This window comes from Photorhabdus luminescens subsp. luminescens (genome assembly GCF_001083805.1).
Classification (GTDB): Bacteria; Pseudomonadota; Gammaproteobacteria; order Enterobacterales; family Enterobacteriaceae; genus Photorhabdus; species Photorhabdus luminescens.
This window is the reverse complement of the sequence record NZ_JXSK01000013.1, coordinates 51,702-66,765: the sequence shown is the minus strand read 5'-3', so window position 1 is coordinate 66,765 and position 15,064 is coordinate 51,702. Positions and strand designations below refer to the sequence as shown.

General features: G+C 43.4%; 23 protein-coding genes and 1 pseudogene. 13 read left to right on the top strand and 11 right to left on the bottom strand.

The genetic code is table 11. The features are described 5' to 3' along the window. Window positions 1-33: 33 nt before the first annotated feature. The 11 genes and pseudogenes from TI10_RS26825 to TI10_RS22270 form a co-directional block, all read right to left on the bottom strand. A pseudogene (locus TI10_RS26825) lies at window positions 34-160 on the bottom strand (phosphoadenosine phosphosulfate reductase family protein); the annotation flags it as partial. Between the two features lie 58 nt (window positions 161-218). After that, the gene (locus tag TI10_RS22320; RefSeq protein WP_049585573.1) at window positions 219-1,031 is read right to left on the bottom strand and encodes a DNA adenine methylase; all 813 of its coding nucleotides are present in this window, start codon (window positions 1,029-1,031) and stop codon (window positions 219-221) included. Continuing rightward, window positions 1,031-1,333, bottom strand: coding sequence for a hypothetical protein (locus TI10_RS22315; RefSeq protein WP_049585572.1), 303 nt, complete (start codon window positions 1,331-1,333; stop codon window positions 1,031-1,033). The genes TI10_RS22320 and TI10_RS22315 overlap by 1 nt, the downstream gene beginning before the upstream one ends. Window position 1,334: 1 nt before the next feature. Continuing rightward, window positions 1,335-1,556 (bottom strand): TraR/DksA family transcriptional regulator, encoded by a 222-nt coding sequence (locus TI10_RS22310; protein WP_049585571.1) that lies wholly within the window; start codon window positions 1,554-1,556, stop codon window positions 1,335-1,337. Beyond that, entirely contained in the window at window positions 1,549-1,794 is a 246-nt protein-coding gene (locus tag TI10_RS22305) for a DUF2732 family protein (protein ID WP_049585569.1), read from the bottom strand. Before TI10_RS22305 ends, TI10_RS22310 begins: the two co-directional genes overlap by 8 nt. 63 nt (window positions 1,795-1,857) lie before the next feature. Then, complete coding sequence (locus TI10_RS22300; protein ID WP_049585567.1) at window positions 1,858-2,202, bottom strand: DUF5347 family protein; 345 nt, start codon at window positions 2,200-2,202, stop codon at window positions 1,858-1,860. A gap of 173 nt (window positions 2,203-2,375) precedes the next feature. After that, the gene (locus TI10_RS22295; RefSeq protein ID WP_049585565.1) at window positions 2,376-2,792 is read right to left on the bottom strand and encodes a hypothetical protein; all 417 of its coding nucleotides are present in this window, start codon (window positions 2,790-2,792) and stop codon (window positions 2,376-2,378) included. Further along, window positions 2,779-3,021, bottom strand: coding sequence for a hypothetical protein (locus TI10_RS22290; protein ID WP_049585563.1), 243 nt, complete (start codon window positions 3,019-3,021; stop codon window positions 2,779-2,781). Before TI10_RS22290 ends, TI10_RS22295 begins: the two co-directional genes overlap by 14 nt. 485 nt (window positions 3,022-3,506) lie before the next feature. Then, on the bottom strand, window positions 3,507-3,701 hold the full coding sequence (locus TI10_RS22280; protein ID WP_049585558.1) for a hypothetical protein: 195 nt from the start codon (window positions 3,699-3,701) through the stop codon (window positions 3,507-3,509). Then, complete coding sequence (locus TI10_RS22275) at window positions 3,698-3,904, bottom strand: hypothetical protein (RefSeq protein ID WP_049585557.1); 207 nt, start codon at window positions 3,902-3,904, stop codon at window positions 3,698-3,700. The genes TI10_RS22280 and TI10_RS22275 overlap by 4 nt, the downstream gene beginning before the upstream one ends. Window positions 3,905-3,921: 17 nt before the next feature. Beyond that, the gene (locus TI10_RS22270) at window positions 3,922-4,155 is read right to left on the bottom strand and encodes a hypothetical protein (RefSeq protein ID WP_155416501.1); all 234 of its coding nucleotides are present in this window, start codon (window positions 4,153-4,155) and stop codon (window positions 3,922-3,924) included. 126 nt (window positions 4,156-4,281) lie between these two features. On the opposite strand from TI10_RS22270, the gene TI10_RS22265 reads away from it, so the two are divergent. The 13 genes from TI10_RS22265 to TI10_RS22205 all read left to right on the top strand — a co-directional run bounded on the left by TI10_RS22265 (window position 4,282) and on the right by TI10_RS22205 (window position 15,031). Next, a complete protein-coding gene (locus TI10_RS22265) occupies window positions 4,282-4,593 on the top strand; it encodes a helix-turn-helix domain-containing protein (protein WP_336431748.1) in 312 nt (103 codons plus the stop codon). A gap of 117 nt (window positions 4,594-4,710) precedes the next feature. Next, on the top strand, window positions 4,711-5,019 hold the full coding sequence (locus tag TI10_RS22260) for a helix-turn-helix domain-containing protein (protein WP_244161696.1): 309 nt from the start codon (window positions 4,711-4,713) through the stop codon (window positions 5,017-5,019). A 284-nt stretch (window positions 5,020-5,303) separates the two neighbouring features. Further along, window positions 5,304-6,284 carry a phage integrase gene (locus TI10_RS22255; RefSeq protein ID WP_049585553.1) on the top strand — a complete coding sequence of 327 codons (981 nt, stop codon included), beginning with the start codon at window positions 5,304-5,306 and terminating at the stop codon, window positions 6,282-6,284. A 235-nt stretch (window positions 6,285-6,519) separates the two neighbouring features. Continuing rightward, window positions 6,520-7,932 carry a siroheme synthase CysG gene (gene cysG, locus TI10_RS22250; RefSeq protein WP_049585551.1) on the top strand — a complete coding sequence of 471 codons (1,413 nt, stop codon included), beginning with the start codon at window positions 6,520-6,522 and terminating at the stop codon, window positions 7,930-7,932. A gap of 9 nt (window positions 7,933-7,941) precedes the next feature. Beyond that, a complete protein-coding gene (gene cysD, locus TI10_RS22245) occupies window positions 7,942-8,850 on the top strand; it encodes a sulfate adenylyltransferase subunit CysD (RefSeq protein WP_049585549.1) in 909 nt (302 codons plus the stop codon). An 11-nt stretch (window positions 8,851-8,861) separates the two neighbouring features. Then, entirely contained in the window at window positions 8,862-10,304 is a 1,443-nt protein-coding gene (gene cysN / locus TI10_RS22240; protein WP_049585547.1) for a sulfate adenylyltransferase subunit CysN, read from the top strand. Window position 10,305: 1 nt separating this feature from the next. Beyond that, window positions 10,306-10,920 (top strand): adenylyl-sulfate kinase, encoded by a 615-nt coding sequence (gene cysC / locus TI10_RS22235; protein ID WP_244161695.1) that lies wholly within the window; start codon window positions 10,306-10,308, stop codon window positions 10,918-10,920. 148 nt (window positions 10,921-11,068) lie between these two features. Beyond that, entirely contained in the window at window positions 11,069-11,389 is a 321-nt protein-coding gene (ftsB, locus tag TI10_RS22230) for a cell division protein FtsB (RefSeq protein WP_049585545.1), read from the top strand. A gap of 5 nt (window positions 11,390-11,394) precedes the next feature. After that, the gene (gene ispD / locus TI10_RS22225) at window positions 11,395-12,129 is read left to right on the top strand and encodes a 2-C-methyl-D-erythritol 4-phosphate cytidylyltransferase (protein ID WP_049585543.1); all 735 of its coding nucleotides are present in this window, start codon (window positions 11,395-11,397) and stop codon (window positions 12,127-12,129) included. A 13-nt stretch (window positions 12,130-12,142) separates the two neighbouring features. After that, complete coding sequence (gene ispF / locus TI10_RS22220; protein ID WP_011145090.1) at window positions 12,143-12,616, top strand: 2-C-methyl-D-erythritol 2,4-cyclodiphosphate synthase; 474 nt, start codon at window positions 12,143-12,145, stop codon at window positions 12,614-12,616. Window positions 12,617-12,619: 3 nt separating this feature from the next. Continuing rightward, window positions 12,620-13,669, top strand: a complete 1,050-nt coding sequence (gene truD, locus TI10_RS22215) for a tRNA pseudouridine(13) synthase TruD (RefSeq protein ID WP_049585541.1) — start codon at window positions 12,620-12,622, stop codon at window positions 13,667-13,669. Continuing rightward, entirely contained in the window at window positions 13,647-14,411 is a 765-nt protein-coding gene (gene surE / locus TI10_RS22210; protein ID WP_049585540.1) for a 5'/3'-nucleotidase SurE, read from the top strand. Before truD ends, surE begins: the two co-directional genes overlap by 23 nt. Continuing rightward, window positions 14,405-15,031, top strand: a complete 627-nt coding sequence (locus tag TI10_RS22205) for a protein-L-isoaspartate(D-aspartate) O-methyltransferase (protein WP_049585537.1) — start codon at window positions 14,405-14,407, stop codon at window positions 15,029-15,031. The genes surE and TI10_RS22205 overlap by 7 nt, the downstream gene beginning before the upstream one ends. Window positions 15,032-15,064: the final 33 nt, after the last annotated feature.

Sequence of the window (15,064 nt, the reverse complement as noted above, 5' to 3'; positions counted from 1 at the left end):
CGTGGCAATCACCGTTGTGCTCTTCAATCTGCGTCACTCACACACTCCAGCATAAACAGAACTACATGCCTGATATGAATTTTCTTCGGCCAATAAATCAAACTGACGCCCCCCTAGCCGTCAACGCCCAATCGCGGTATGTCTCGATGCCGTGAGACTCCAAAGTCACACAGTCATAACATTAATGGTATTATCTGCATGACACCGGATATCAATCATTAGCTCACCTCCATCAATAGACTGGCAATAATTTCTGTCGCGGGTTTCCGGCTATTGCCTGACGCTGCAATAGAACGATGAGCTGTAATTTCTGTAATATCAAAAACATCAAAACCTTTATAAATGCTTTTGGCATCTATGCTATTTGATACAACAATAGAATTACCCGATTCGTCATGCAATATGATTAACGCGATGGTCAGCTCATACTGTTCACTAACGCTGAAATTGTTATCGTAGTAACTGGTGAATTTATTAAGATAGGGCGGATCGCAATATATAACATCATCAGCTTTGACAAGCTGCAATGTCTCTCTCCAATCAGCGCAAATAAACGCCGCTCGCTGCGCTTTTTCAGCAAATGCACGGATCTCATTTTCCGGGAAATACACAGATTTATATTTACCAAACGGCACATTGAAATGACCACTTTTGTTATATCGGCACAAGCCATTAAAGCAATGACGATTCAGATATAAAAACCAAACGGCGCGAATGAGCGGCGAATGATATTCTGGAGACTCTGAATTAAATTTGTCTCTTAGCAGATAAAAGCCATGCTCATTATTATAGAACTTAAAAAAATCTCGTGAGAGTTCCAGAAATAACTCAACATTATTTTTAATTTGCTGATACATATTAATCAGGTCTGAGTTAATATCAGCAATTAAATATTCATCATAATCTGTATTCATCATGACAGCACATGAGCCGGCGAACGGTTCTACCAGCCGTCTCCCGGCTGGTAAATGTAATTTATCCATGACGCGAGCTTTACTGCCCGCCCATTTCAGAATAGTTTTATTTACCATTATATCCCCCCCTCATTGAAGAAATAAGAGGGGGTCAATAATGAGTATTGATAAACACGTGTTTCATAGCCCTGTGTGTAACAATGAATCACTTCATCAACTCTTATTGTGTACCGGCGTGAAAGTACAAGCGAATATTCCTCACTTTCTTTAGAAAGACAGACAATAATAAAATCGCCGGAATCCGCGTGAGGAAACGCATCACCCGTGAGGATGTTAGCCACACAAAGAATATCATTATGCTTATTTTTGATTGCAGTAAAAGTTTCTTCATTGACTGCAACCATATGAATTTTAGCCATCTCATACACTCCGATAATGTTTATTTTTAAGTTCAATGATTGACTGGCATGTAATACAACAAGTAACGCCTATGACAGCTTTTCTGCGTTCTTCTGGAATGGAATTACCGCAGCATTCACACTCAAAAGCTGAAACACTAATGCCACGGTCAGTAACCGCTTTGATTTGGCGTTCTAAAGTTGCAGCAATATGTTCTGCGGCAATATCAACAGAATCAGACATAATGCCATTCCTCCGCTTGACGCTCGATTTCCCGCGCTTCGTCGGTTAACAATAGAGAAGCATTGGCATAATCAAGCTTATGCTGAAGAATGCGTGTTGAGAGCTTGACAAGACGCGCAGAGAAGCGAGCCGCGCAGCACTGCATCTCATCTGCGCGTGCGGCGTTGAGCAATTCCAGCAAAGTATTTTCTTCAACTTTGCCTCCAATTTTTATATTTCTCTTTTCGATATTTCTCATTTTCACTTTCCTTTAGGTAATAAAAGGTCGGGCGGGTTTACGCTATTAAGAATCAATCATCAATTAACGTGGCATAGATAATCGTTCTGGAAATATGCTAGCTACCACTTTTAAATGATTAATTGTCCGTACTAATGATTTCTTCTCATCATGAGTGAATTCATTAAAGTTAATATCATGTCGGGATTCATGAATATCAGCGAGATTGAAAATAGCCGTCAGAACGCGCTTGTTAAATGCGAAGCTATCCGGCCATTCCCACTTATCCCGCATGAGTGAAATAAACTCGCTCAGTTCTTTTTGATTCTCTCCGAAATGTTGATATCGTATTGCCGATAACTGATTAAGTGCATCGGCCCGGTTTCCCATCGCTATTTCAGCAAAGCGGAATGCTTCTGTATTTGCCATGCTTCCCCCCCCCTTTTTTTTCAAATATAGGGAAGTTTATTTCAGTAAGAAAATAATAGCGGACGCAACATACAACATGACGAGCGGATATAATAAGCCGTCAGTCGGTTTTGGTGACTTAAAGTCTTCGCCAGTTAATTTATATTTATGAGCCATTTTTTCAAGTGAGTTCATCAGAATTCACCTTTATTGATTTTAATTAATGTATCAAAATGTTGCTGAGCGGCTTCTTTTGTTAAATGAATAAATCCATTCTGCAAGTATTCGTGGTCGAAATCACTATCGCCCCATAAACGCGTGGCAATATTTCCTTGGGGGGACGATAAAATACCCATGACATGATATCGTTGGCCTCGCTCTAACTCATAATCAACGGGCTTTGGAAAACTGACTTTACCGACAGCGATCATTTCAGGCTTGCGGCGATATTTAAATTCTGTGCTCCACGCCGGACTATATAGACATTGTTCCCAGCTAACTGCTTCAATATGAAGCCGTTCCCACATTTTCCAAGGCTCGTCTGTCTTCAAAGCATCTCGTGCATATTGCATCATTAATTCAGCGTGTACGTGTTTTTTATTTTGTGACATTGCTTAATCCTCTATTTAACAATCTCAGTTCGTAATTTTCACCGGTGCTAATCTTCATGAATGATTCAAAGATTGCTATCACGTCAGAAAGAGACAGCGGGGTTTCGTCTCCCGCATATTGCAGGACATCTGTTATTCGACGCACGATTGTTAAATGAAGATCGGCGCGTTCAATATGTGATAATAATTTTAAATTTGGTAATCCAGAATCAGTTGTTAGACGTTGCATGTTCTCTACTCCTATATAATTACCTGACTTTGTTGATAACATTGTTCTGTTAACAAGAGTTCGCCATTAATGTTTTCAAGGGATACCGATACAACATTGGTAGCGTTATATTTCTTTCCATTATTCATGACTATACATAAACAACTTAATGATGAAACCGGATAACTGTAAGCAATATCACTTTCAATCACTAAAATAGTTTTTTTGTTATGCTGAAACATTAAACATTCCATTTTTCACCTCATACAATCAAACTATTCTCAAGTATTGATCAAATGTTGCTTGGTTTTATCCATATCTGGCACATGGTATTCTGGTGCGTCCATACGACCAAAAAGGTAAGCAAAATGTCTAAAAAAGAAGTACCTATTTATATCCCCGCCGAACTGGAATACATCGAAGCAAATCATCTGGCTTGCCTCCGGTTCCACATCGCCTCAAACCACCACATAAACTACCTAAAGACGGTCAGCTATTTACCGGGCTTACTCTTGAGCAAGCAAAAGACACGGTGAAGTTTCTTCAAGGCTATATTCAACGCGCCGAACTGTTGCAGGGAGCTGCTCAAGAAAATCATACGCATTGATATTAACTATTTGACCGTAAGCCGAGTAAGCAAGGCGGGTACCATGAATAACGGTATCCCCTACTTTATATTTTGTTTTATATACGCTATTCACTGTCTGCTCCTATATAACTGTCTGACCTGACTCATTGCTTGTTCTTTTGAATCAAACTTGCCATATGAATACTCGCCGTCGCTGATCTGGTAGCGAGTGGTTGTATTGATTTTGTTTCTCGGCAACCGGCGAATTGCAAAAGCGCCGTAGGTTTCTGTATGATTGCTGACTGGTTTTAGAATGAGATTGGTGTGATTTATCATTATCACCTCAGCTATTTTTAAAACTTCATGCGGAGCGCTTCCTGAGCTTCTTCATAAGCTTCAAGGAACTCATAAACCATATTTACTTCACGTTCTCTGCCTTTCTTTTTCTTTGTCAATATCAATTTTTGCTCATTGGCTTGTTGCTGGACGGTTCTGACCGTTTGACCTGTGACCTCTGCATATGCTGAAAGCGTTAGCTTTGGGTATGGCAGACAGAAAACAACAGGGCAATCGGGCATTTTTATCACGAGAGGCTTGGGCCTTTTAACTGACATGGTTTATTCTTCCCAAATCTTTATCTGAATTTCGTTCGGATTTAACCGGATTCAAAGGACTTCAATTGAAGTCCTCAATAATGTGAGGATAGTCTTCAAGTGCAAACCTTGTCAAGCAGTTATGCAAAAAAACTTAAACTCATCAGAAAAGCAGAGGGGCTAACGCAAGTCGCATTTGCAAAAGAACTGGGAGTGGGTTTGAGTACTGTAAAAAATTATGAAACGGGGCGTAGAGAGGCTGGTTTATCAATTATTGATAAAATCACGAATCACCCCAGATTTGAAAAATACACAATGTGGCTAATGAGTAATAAAACTTTAGAAATGGCGGGGCAGATATCCCCCGCTCTCTCCCCTGATGGGCCCGACGACGACACATACAACAGCCGAAGCGGCCAGAAGGTTGGTTAACTATATATAACATATACATACGTTGGGGGCGTGGTGGGATTTGCGCTGAACGTTTCCCTTAGCTTATAACTTAAGGAGTTCATTAATGAAAATATTTGTGATGGTGATTATCAGTCAATGAATCAAGTGGAAACCTTGTCAAGCAGTTATGCAGAAAAACTTAGACTTATCAGAAAAGCAGAGGGGCTAACGCAAGTCGCATTTGCAAAAGAACTGGGGGTGGGTTTGAGTACTGTAAAAAATTATGAAACGGGACATAAAGAGGCTGGTTTATCAACTATTGGTAAAGTCACTCATCATCCCAGATTTGAAAAATACACGATGTGGCTAATGAGTAATAAAACTTTAGAAATGTCAGGGCAAATATCCCCCGTTCTTTCCCCTAATGGTTTTGAATCAAAGCAATTAGGGTTGCAGAGGGGTTAAGCCAAGCTAAATTTTGAACCCGGAGCAAATGCATTGGCGAAAATTACGCAAAATCCACAATTTGAAAAGTACACATTGTGGTTAATGACAGATAAGACGTCGAAAGCGGCGGGACAGATATCTCCAGCCCTCTCCCATGATAGGTGCGACGACATATCCGACAACCAAAGCGGCCAGAAAGTTGGTTAGCCGTATATAAAATATACACGCATTAAGGGTGCGCCATATAAACTTAGCTGTGCCCTCATTAGTTGGTACTGATTATCTTGTAGGTGTTGCTGATTGTGAGTGTATCAAAATTAGATAGCGGGCAGTACCTTGTTGATGTTCGCCCGCAAGGGCGTAAAGGCAAGCGTATTCGCAAGCGCTTTAGTACAAAGTCCGAAGCGCAGCAGTATGAACGATGGGTAATCGCTACCCAAAACGATAAAGACTGGTTAAATAAACCAACGGATCGCCGGACTCTCATTGAGTTAATTGATCTGTGGTGGAAGTACAAGGGGCAATCTTTAAAAACAGGTAAGGAATCCAAACAGAATTTGTTGAATATGGCGCGTGATATGGAAAATCCGCCAGTACTGAAAATGACGAAAAGTACATTTGCAGATTACAGGGCAGAGAAGCTACTAGCAGGTATAAAACCAGCAACGATTAACAAAAAGCAAATGTTGCTCAGTGGGGTTTTCACGACGTTAATCAAATTGGATAAATATCATGGTATTCATCCATTAAAAGGAATTGAGCAGCTAAAGAAAAGCCAAGCTGAGATGGCTTTTCTCAGTCTGGAACAGATTGCAGATTTTCTGTCCGCGCTGGCTGGTGACAACTTAAAAGTTGCAAGATTGTGCTTAGCTACTGGGGCCCGATGGAATGAAGCGGCATATTTGACTAGGGAAGGGGTAATAAAGCACAAAGTTACTTTCGTAGATACAAAAAACGGCAAGAACAGAACGGTTCCTATCTCTAAATCACTTTATGATGAAATTTCGCAACATAAGAACCGACAATTATTTCCCGATGTGAATTACTCATATGTTCGGCTCTTACTTAAGTCAATGATTCCAAATCTACCAAAAGGACAAGCAACGCATGTACTACGTCACACATTCGCAAGCCACTTTATGATGAATGGGGGAAACATACTAACTTTACAAAAAATACTCGGACACGCTTCAATTGTGCAAACTATGATTTACGCGCATTTTTCCCCCGATTATTTGAATGATGCGGTACGCTTGAATCCATTAGAAAACTCATTTAACTAGCGGTAAGTGATCCACATTTTGCCCAAAATACTCGGATTTATTAAGATTATTAAGGATCTGTAATTCGTGTTTACTTTCGCTAGCCCGCGTGAGCACTGATGCGGAGTGGCTGGCTATATTCCATTACAGAACAATTAATTCCATTTTGTCATTTTATAACTTTACCACCGACTCATATATTCATTCGAAACAGTTTCAGTACTTATAAATATTTCACTGGATATCAAGGGCAATTGTGGATTACTTACCGATATTTGTTGAGCTGAAAGGGCGGCTTGTATTACTTGTCGGTGGTGGAGAGGTGGCCGCGCGTAAGGCGACTCTACTACTACGGGCAGGTGCATTATTACGGGTTATAGCGCCTGAATTGCGCTCTGAATTACAACAGCGTTATCAAGCTGGCGAGCTGGAATGGTATAAGGGAGAATTCCAGCCTGAATATCTTGATGGCATCTTTTTGGTCATTGCTGCGACTGATGATCGCATTCTAAACCATCAGGTTTTTTCTGAGGCTGATAAGCGCGGTATTTTGGTCAATGTAGTTGATGATCAAGCCCATTGTTCATTTATTTTTCCATCAATTATTGACCGTTCTCCGGTTTTGGTGGCGATTTCATCAGCGGGGAAAGCACCGGTATTAGCGCGTTTAATCCGCGAGAAATTGGAAGCGTTACTGCCTTCCAGCCTTGGCATGATGGCGAACATCGCCGGGAAGTGGCGTGAACGAGTAAAACAGCGATTAACTTCCATGCGCCAGCGTCGTTCTTTTTGGGAACAGGCTTTCAATGGTCGTTTCGCTATGTTAGTTACAAACGGTCAGATTCAACAGGCGGAAAAGCAGCTTGAGCAACAACTGGAACAGTCTGATTCGCAGGGAGAATTGGCTTTGGTTGGGGCAGGGCCTGGTGATCCGGGATTGCTGACATTAAAGGGATTGCAAGTTATTCAGCAGGCTGATGTAGTGCTTTACGATCATTTGGTCAGCAGCGATGTACTGGATCTGGTTCGCCGTGATGCAGATAAAATTTGCGTTGGCAAAAGAGCGGGTAATCACTCTGTTTCTCAGGAGGAAACTAACCGATTGATTGTGAAATTTGCCAGACGGGGGGAAAAAGTGGTTCGCCTTAAAGGCGGTGATCCCTTTATCTTTGGCCGCGGTGGTGAGGAATTACAGGTTGCAGCGTCAGCAGGCATTCCTTTTCAGGTTGTACCGGGAATTACTGCCGCCATCGGAGCGACGGCTTACGCGGGAATTCCTCTGACTCACCGGGAACACTCACAGAGTATCACTTTTATTACCGGTCATTGTCGAGAAAAGGGTAATGAGCTGGATTGGCCGGCTTTAGCCAGAGGTTATCAGACTCTGGTGATTTATATGGGGACGGTCAAAGCCGCCTTAATAAGTCATCAATTAATTTTACATGGGCGAGCGGAAGATACACCAGTGGCCGTCATTGGTTGTGGTACTCGTCTAGAGCAGCAAGTGTTAACCGGCACTTTGCTTGAACTGGAACAGTTAGCACAACAGGCACCGTCGCCGGCCTTATTGGTGGTGGGAGAGGTGGCTCAACTTCACCATCAGATAGCTTGGTTTGGTCAGCAATCTATTGCCAAGATAAGCCGTCCGGCAGTAGTCGATTTTGCATAAGGAGTTGTAATGGATGAGAAAAGATTGACACACTTGCAGCAACTTGAAGCTGAAAGTATTCATATTATACGGGAAGTGGCCGCCGAGTTTGAAAACCCGGTGATGCTTTACTCTATCGGTAAAGACTCTTCGGTCATGCTTCATCTTGCACGCAAGGCGTTCTATCCGGGAACATTGCCATTTCCTTTGCTGCATGTGGACACGGGATGGAAATTTCGCGAAATGTACGAGTTTCGTGATCGTACTGCGAAGAATTACGGCTTTGAACTATTGGTGTATCGCAACCCGCAAGGGGAAGCAATGGGAATCAATCCATTTGTGCATGGTAGCGCCAAACACACTGACATCATGAAAACGGAAGGGTTAAAACAGGCGCTGGATAAATATGGTTTTGATGCTGCTTTCGGCGGCGCCCGTCGTGATGAAGAAAAATCACGGGCCAAGGAGCGGATCTATTCTTTCCGAGATCGCTCACATCGTTGGGACCCTAAAAACCAGCGTCCTGAATTGTGGCGTAATTACAACGGTCAGATTAACAAAGGTGAAAGCATTCGCGTATTCCCACTGTCTAATTGGACTGAATTGGATGTTTGGCAATATATCTATTTGGAGCAAATTGATATTGTTCCTCTTTATTTTGCCAAATTACGCCCGGTATTGGAGCGTGAGGGTACGCTGATTATGGTTGATGATGATCGGATCGATCTGCAACCGGGTGAGGTTATCAGCCAGCGTAAAGTTCGTTTCCGTACTCTCGGTTGTTGGCCGCTGACGGGAGCAGTGAAATCTGATGCTGAAACATTGCCGGAAATTATTGAAGAGATGCTGATATCGACGACAAGTGAGCGGCAAGGGCGGCTGATTGATAGTGATCAATCGGCTTCTATGGAACTGAAAAAACGTCAAGGTTATTTCTAAGGAGAGCAACCATGTCAGCACTTGCACAGAATGAAGCCATTGCTCATCAAATTAAACAACAGGGCGGAGTGGAAGCTTATCTGCGTGCTCAACAAGAGAAAGGATTACTGCGTTTCCTGACATGCGGCAGTGTGGATGATGGCAAAAGTACTCTGATTGGACGCTTGTTACATGATACCCGTCAGATCTACGAAGATCAGCTTTCAACATTGCAGAATGACAGTAAACGTATTGGTACTCAGGGTGAAAAATTAGATCTGGCTTTATTGGTGGATGGTCTTGCCGCAGAGCGCGAGCAAGGTATTACTATTGATGTAGCTTATCGTTATTTTTCAACAGAAAAACGCAAATTTATCATTGCTGATACACCGGGACATGAGCAGTACACCCGTAATATGGCAACGGGTGCATCGACGTGTGATCTCTCTATTCTGTTGATTGATGCGCGTAAAGGTGTTCAGGAGCAGACCCGTCGTCACAGTTTTATCAGTACATTGCTAGGCATTCGCCATTTGGTGGTAGCAGTGAATAAAATGGATCTGATGGAATATCGTCAGGAAGTTTTTCATCAGATCAAACAGGATTATATGAATTTCGCTGCCCAATTGCCGACAGATTTGGCCGTTCATTTTGTCCCAATCTCTGCACTTGATGGCGATAATATTGTCACTAGAAGTCGCAATATGTATTGGTATGAAGGACCAACGTTGTTGGATATCCTTGAAATAGTTGATGTAAAGAAGGAAGCCTCGGAGCAGTTACTACGTTTCCCGGTACAATATGTTAGTCGGCCTGATCTCGACTTTCGTGGTTACAGCGGCACACTTTCGTCTGGGATTTTACGTAAGGGGCAGAAAATTAAAGTCATGCCATCCGGTATCTGCTCACAGGTGGAGCGGATCGTGACTTTCAATGGTGATTTGGATTTTGCTGTTCCGGGTGAAGCCATTACGGTGGTGCTGAAAGATGAAATTGATATCAGCCGGGGTGATCTCCTAATTTCTGCCGATGATGAGATGAGGGTTACCCGACATGCGCTGGTGGATGTGGTATGGATGTCTGAACAGCCTTTGGTGCAGGGGCAGAATCTTGATATCAAAGTGGCGGGTAAAAAGAGCCGTGGGAAAGTTGAGAATATTCAGTACCAGGTGGATATTACTCACCTGACACAGCGGGTGGCCGTTGATTTACCATTGAACGCCATCGGATCGGTGGAGTTTTCTTTTGAAGAGCCATTAATGCTCGATAGCTATCAGCAAAATAGCGACACTGGCGGTATTATTTTGATCGATCGACTGACTAATGTCACTGTTGGCGCGGGATTAGTGCGTGAAATTCAGACAGATGTTTATGAAGGGCCAAAAGAATTCAGTGAATTTGAACTGGAATTGAATCGGTTGATTCGTCGTCATTTCCCTCATTGGGGGGCCAGAGATTTACTGGGAGGTAAATAAATTGGCTGACATTGAAAATCTGGCATCAGAAAACGTTGTCTGGCATTCACATCAACTGACCAGAGCGCAGCGGGAGGTTGAAAATGGACATCCTGCATTGGTTATTTGGTTCACTGGTTTATCGGGTTCAGGGAAATCTACTGTGGCTGGGGCCTTAGAGCAGGCCCTGTTTCAACAGGGAATAAAAACTTATTTGCTTGATGGCGATAACTTGCGTCATGGCCTTTGTAGTGATTTGGGTTTTTCTGAACAGGATAGGCAGGAAAATATCCGCCGTGTGGGTGAGGTTGCTAGTCTAATGGTCGATGCGGGTTTAGTCGTGCTGACGGCTTTTATCTCTCCTCATAAAGCAGAGCGGCAAAAGGTTCGTGAACTGCTGGAACCGGGGAAATTTATTGAAGTTTTTGTCGATACACCGTTGGAGATTTGCGAATCTCGTGATCCGAAAGGATTGTACAAAAAAGCCCGTGCCGGTGAAATTCGTCATTTCACGGGGATTGATTCGGTCTATGAAGTTCCCGATAACCCGGAAATTTATCTTCCAGGTCAACAACCCGTTGAAGCTTCTGTGGCCCAATTGCTAGCGGCATTAGAAAAGCGCGGCATGAATCCATAGCGTATAAATTAACAAAAGCACATTATTGCATCTTAAATGATGTGCTTATGTAACGACTTCATTTAACTATTTTCCCTATTCCTGTTTTGTGATAGTAGCGTCATTCTTTGAGTTATGGGATGATTGACAGATATTTCAGGGGGCGGAAATGGGTAAGCTGACGCTACTATTACTGGTTTTACTCGGATGGTTACAGTATTCACTGTGGCTTGGTAAAAACGGCATTCATGATTATGTGCGGGTTAAGAATGATGTTGCGATGCAAGAACGTAATAACAGCAAACTTAAAGCGCGTAACGATCAGTTATCGGCGGAAATTGATGATCTTACTGGTGGACAGGAAGCCATCGAAGAACGATCCCGTAGTGAATTAGGCATGATCAAACCGGGTGAAACTTTTTATCGTTTAATCGTTGATAAATCTAAAGAAAACACTTCGCGTCCCTCGACTCCAAATAAAACTCAATAATTAAAATGAACAATCTATTACTTCATTCCTGTGCTGATATTATGGCTTTGGTACCAGCAGCGGGTATTGGTAGCCGAATGAATTCGGATTGCCCAAAGCAATACCTGTCTATTGCCGGAAAGACCATTATTGAGCATACGTTGGCTCTATTACTTGATCATCCCCGTATTCGGCATGTTGTGATTGTTTTAAATCCCGCGGACACACAGTTTCATTCCCTTGAGGTTGCATCAGATTCGCGCATTACTACGGTAGTGGGTGGTGAACAGCGAGCAGATTCTGTGCTGGCTGGTTTAAATCATCTCGCCCATTTGACTGGCAGTGATAATAATTGTTGGGTTTTAGTGCATGATGCAGCCCGCCCTTGTTTACACCGTGATGATCTTGAACGTTTGCTGCAATTGGCAGTAGCAGATGAGCAGGGAAATATTGTATGCGGCGGTATTCTGGCCTCGCCGGTCCGCGATACGATGAAACGTGGACGGGTTGGTCAAGTTATTGACCATACGGTAGAACGGCAAGATCTCTGGCATGGGCTGACACCGCAGTTTTTTCCATTGATGTTACTAAGGGATTGTTTGTCAAAAGCGCTTTCGCAACACGCTAATATTACAGATGAAGCTTCCGCACTGGAATATTGTGGTTACCAACCGGTGTTGGTTAACGGGCGTTCGGACAATATAAAAGTTACGCGCCCTGAAGATTTGGCATTGGCAGAATTTTATCTGTCTAGAAAATAGAGGAACAGACATCATGAGGATCGGACACGGTTTCGATGTACATAAATTTGGTGGTGAAGGGCCGATTATTATCGGTGGTGTTCGTATTCCTTATGAACAAGGGTTGTTGGCGCATTCCGATGGTGATGTTGCTCTCCATGCGGCGACTGATGCTTTGTTAGGTGCTGCGGCATTGGGCGATATTGGGAAATTATTCCCAGATACTGATCCAGCGTTTAAAGGGGTGGATAGCCGTAAATTATTGCGCGAAGCCTATTCACGTATTAGAGAAAAGGGTTATCGAATTGGTAATCTGGATATTACGATTATCGCTCAAGCACCCAAAATGCTGCCGCATATCCCACAAATGAGAGTCAATCTGGCAGAAGATCTGCAATGTCACATTGATGATATCAATGTTAAAGCCACAACTACCGAAAAATTGGGATTTGTTGGGCGTAAAGAAGGTATTGCTTGCGAAGCGGTTGCTTTACTGGTTAAGGAATAATGGATGGTATTGGCTGAATTAAATTGGCTGTATGGGCAACCAGAAGCGACGGGGATACTAAAAGCCTCGCCGGAAGATTTTATTGTCTGTGAAGATTTGGGATTTTCTCCTGATGGAGAAGGTGAGCACTTAATGGCGCACATCCGTAAAACGGGTTGTAATACCCAATTTGTTGCAGATAACCTCGCTCGTTTTGCTGGTATACCGTCTAGATCGGTCAGTTATGCCGGTTTAAAAGACCGTCATGCCGTGACAGAACAGTGGTTTTGTTTGCACTTACCGGGCAAACAAGAACCTGATTTTGCCTCGTTTCAGCTTGAAGGATGTGAAGTTCTGACGACGGCCCGTCAGAAACGTAAACTGCGCATTGGCGCATTGAAAGGAAATTCATTTACGTTGATTTTGCGGGAAATCAGCCATCACCAATTGGTTGAAAATAGACTACGGCTGATTCAGCAAGGCGGCGTGCCTAACTATTTTGGTGAACAGCGTTTTGGTCGGGATGGACAGAATCTGATCCAAGCGCAGCGTTGGGCAAATAATGAAATCCGAGTCAAAGAGAGAAATAAACGTAGTTTTTATCTGTCGGCCAGTCGTAGTGCTATGTTTAATGCGGTAGCCAGTGCGCGGATTGTTCTGAAACAACAGCAACAGGTAATGAAGGGTGACGCCTTACAATTAACGGGGCGTGGTAGTTGGTTTGTCGCTGATGAAACTGAATTGCCTTTATTGCAACAGCGGGTGATCGATGGAGAATTACAAATAACTGCACCGTTGCCTGGTGATGGTGAATTGGGAACGCAGCATCAAGCTGCGGATTTTGAACGGCAATATTTGCAGCCTTATGAATCATTGTGGGAGCTTATCAAGCGTGAAAGGGTGGATGGTTCCCGTAGGGCGATTCTGGTGCAGCCTCAGAATCTGAGTTGGCAATGGCAAGATAATGACACGGTGAAAATCAGTTTCTGGTTACCCGCTGGCAGTTTTGCTACCAGCGTGGTCAGGGAAATTATCAATCAGGATCAAAATAATGTTACGAATATTGTTGAGTAATGATGACGGTGTAACCGCTCCAGGGATTCAGGTTTTAGCGGCAGCGTTGCGGAAAAGTTACCATGTGCAGGTTGTTGCGCCCGATCGTAATCGGAGTGGCGCATCTAATGCGTTGACCCTTGATCGCTCATTAAGTGTTAATACGTTGGAGAATGGTGATATCTCGGTGTTGGGCGGCACACCAACGGATTGTGTTTATCTTGGTGTTAATCGCTTGGTTCTCCCGCGTCCTGAAATTGTTGTTTCCGGCATTAATCGCGGCCCCAACCTTGGGGATGATGTGATTTATTCCGGTACGGTTGCTGCTGCGATGGAAGGGCGTCACTTGGGATTACCGGCATTGGCTATTTCACTTGATGGCGAATTGCATTACCAAACAGCGGCGGAAATCACATGTCGTTTGCTACAAATGTTACAAACAACGCCTTTAAGAGCGGGTAATATTTTAAATGTGAATGTTCCTGATCTGCCGCTTGAGCAAATTAAAGGTTTTCGGGTAACACGTTGTGGTAGCCGTCATGCTGCGGAAGAAGTTTATGCTATGCAAGATCCGAAAGGCAACATGCTTTACTGGTTGGGGCCGCCGGGAGATAAACATGACGCTGGCCCTGAAACAGATTTTGCGGCGGTGGAACAGGGATATGTATCTATTACGCCATTACAGGTAGATCTGACTGCGTATAAAGCGCAGGCGTTAGTAAAAGATTGGTTAGCTAAAGCTGAGGTTGATGGAGAATGCTGAGTCGGGCAATGAAAAATTTGCTGACACAATTACGCCAGCAGGGAATAAAAGATGAACGTTTACTGGCTGCTATTTCCGCCGTGCCTAGGGAACGTTTTGTCGATGAAGCACTGGCGCATAAAGCGTATGAAAATACAGCTTTGCCTATTGGTCATGGGCAAACGATTTCTCAGCCTTATATTGTCGCCCGTATGACGGAACTACTTCAGTTAACACCCGATGCTAAGGTTTTGGAAATTGGTACCGGATCTGGTTATCAGACGGCAATATTAGCGCATTTGGTCAAACATGTTTTCTCGGTAGAACGGATCAAGGGCTTACAGTGGCAGGCTAAACGGAGGTTGAAACAGCTTGATTTGCATAATGTTTCAACTCGTCATGGGGATGGTTGGCAAGGATGGCCGTCTCGTGGGTTATTTGATGCTATTATTGTGACCGCAGCGCCTCCGTATATCCCACAAGAATTGATGCTTCAGCTTACGGATGGGGGAGTGATGGTTTTACCGGTGGGTGAGCGTACACAAACTCTTAAATCCGTGAAACGTCATGGCAATGGTTTTCATAGTGAAGTGATCGAAGCTGTGCGTTTTGTGCCCCTTGTGCAAGGGGAACTGGCTTAAGTTCATAGCCTATTGCAACTATTTTTCAATTAA

Excerpts from the sequence above, each read along its gene's own strand:
- TI10_RS22320 (WP_049585573.1), bottom strand. The coding sequence starts at position 1,031 with ATGGTAAATAAAACTATTCTGAAATGGGCGGGCAGTAAAGCTCGCGTC.
- TI10_RS22315 (WP_049585572.1), bottom strand. The coding sequence starts at position 1,333 with ATGGCTAAAATTCATATGGTTGCAGTCAATGAAGAAACTTTTACTGCA.
- TI10_RS22310 (WP_049585571.1), bottom strand. The coding sequence starts at position 1,556 with ATGTCTGATTCTGTTGATATTGCCGCAGAACATATTGCTGCAACTTTA.
- TI10_RS22305 (WP_049585569.1), bottom strand. The coding sequence starts at position 1,794 with ATGAGAAATATCGAAAAGAGAAATATAAAAATTGGAGGCAAAGTTGAA.
- TI10_RS22300 (WP_049585567.1), bottom strand. The coding sequence starts at position 2,202 with ATGGCAAATACAGAAGCATTCCGCTTTGCTGAAATAGCGATGGGAAAC.
- TI10_RS22295 (WP_049585565.1), bottom strand. The coding sequence starts at position 2,792 with ATGTCACAAAATAAAAAACACGTACACGCTGAATTAATGATGCAATAT.
- TI10_RS22290 (WP_049585563.1), bottom strand. The coding sequence starts at position 3,021 with ATGCAACGTCTAACAACTGATTCTGGATTACCAAATTTAAAATTATTA.
- TI10_RS22275 (WP_049585557.1), bottom strand. The coding sequence starts at position 3,904 with ATGATAAATCACACCAATCTCATTCTAAAACCAGTCAGCAATCATACA.
- TI10_RS22260 (WP_244161696.1), top strand. The coding sequence starts at position 4,711 with ATGAATCAAGTGGAAACCTTGTCAAGCAGTTATGCAGAAAAACTTAGA.
- cysD (WP_049585549.1), top strand. The coding sequence starts at position 7,942 with ATGGATGAGAAAAGATTGACACACTTGCAGCAACTTGAAGCTGAAAGT.
- cysN (WP_049585547.1), top strand. The coding sequence starts at position 8,862 with ATGTCAGCACTTGCACAGAATGAAGCCATTGCTCATCAAATTAAACAA.
- ftsB (WP_049585545.1), top strand. The coding sequence starts at position 11,069 with ATGGGTAAGCTGACGCTACTATTACTGGTTTTACTCGGATGGTTACAG.
- ispD (WP_049585543.1), top strand. The coding sequence starts at position 11,395 with ATGAACAATCTATTACTTCATTCCTGTGCTGATATTATGGCTTTGGTA.
- ispF (WP_011145090.1), top strand. The coding sequence starts at position 12,143 with ATGAGGATCGGACACGGTTTCGATGTACATAAATTTGGTGGTGAAGGG.
- truD (WP_049585541.1), top strand. The coding sequence starts at position 12,620 with ATGGTATTGGCTGAATTAAATTGGCTGTATGGGCAACCAGAAGCGACG.
- surE (WP_049585540.1), top strand. The coding sequence starts at position 13,647 with ATGTTACGAATATTGTTGAGTAATGATGACGGTGTAACCGCTCCAGGG.
- TI10_RS22205 (WP_049585537.1), top strand. The coding sequence starts at position 14,405 with ATGCTGAGTCGGGCAATGAAAAATTTGCTGACACAATTACGCCAGCAG.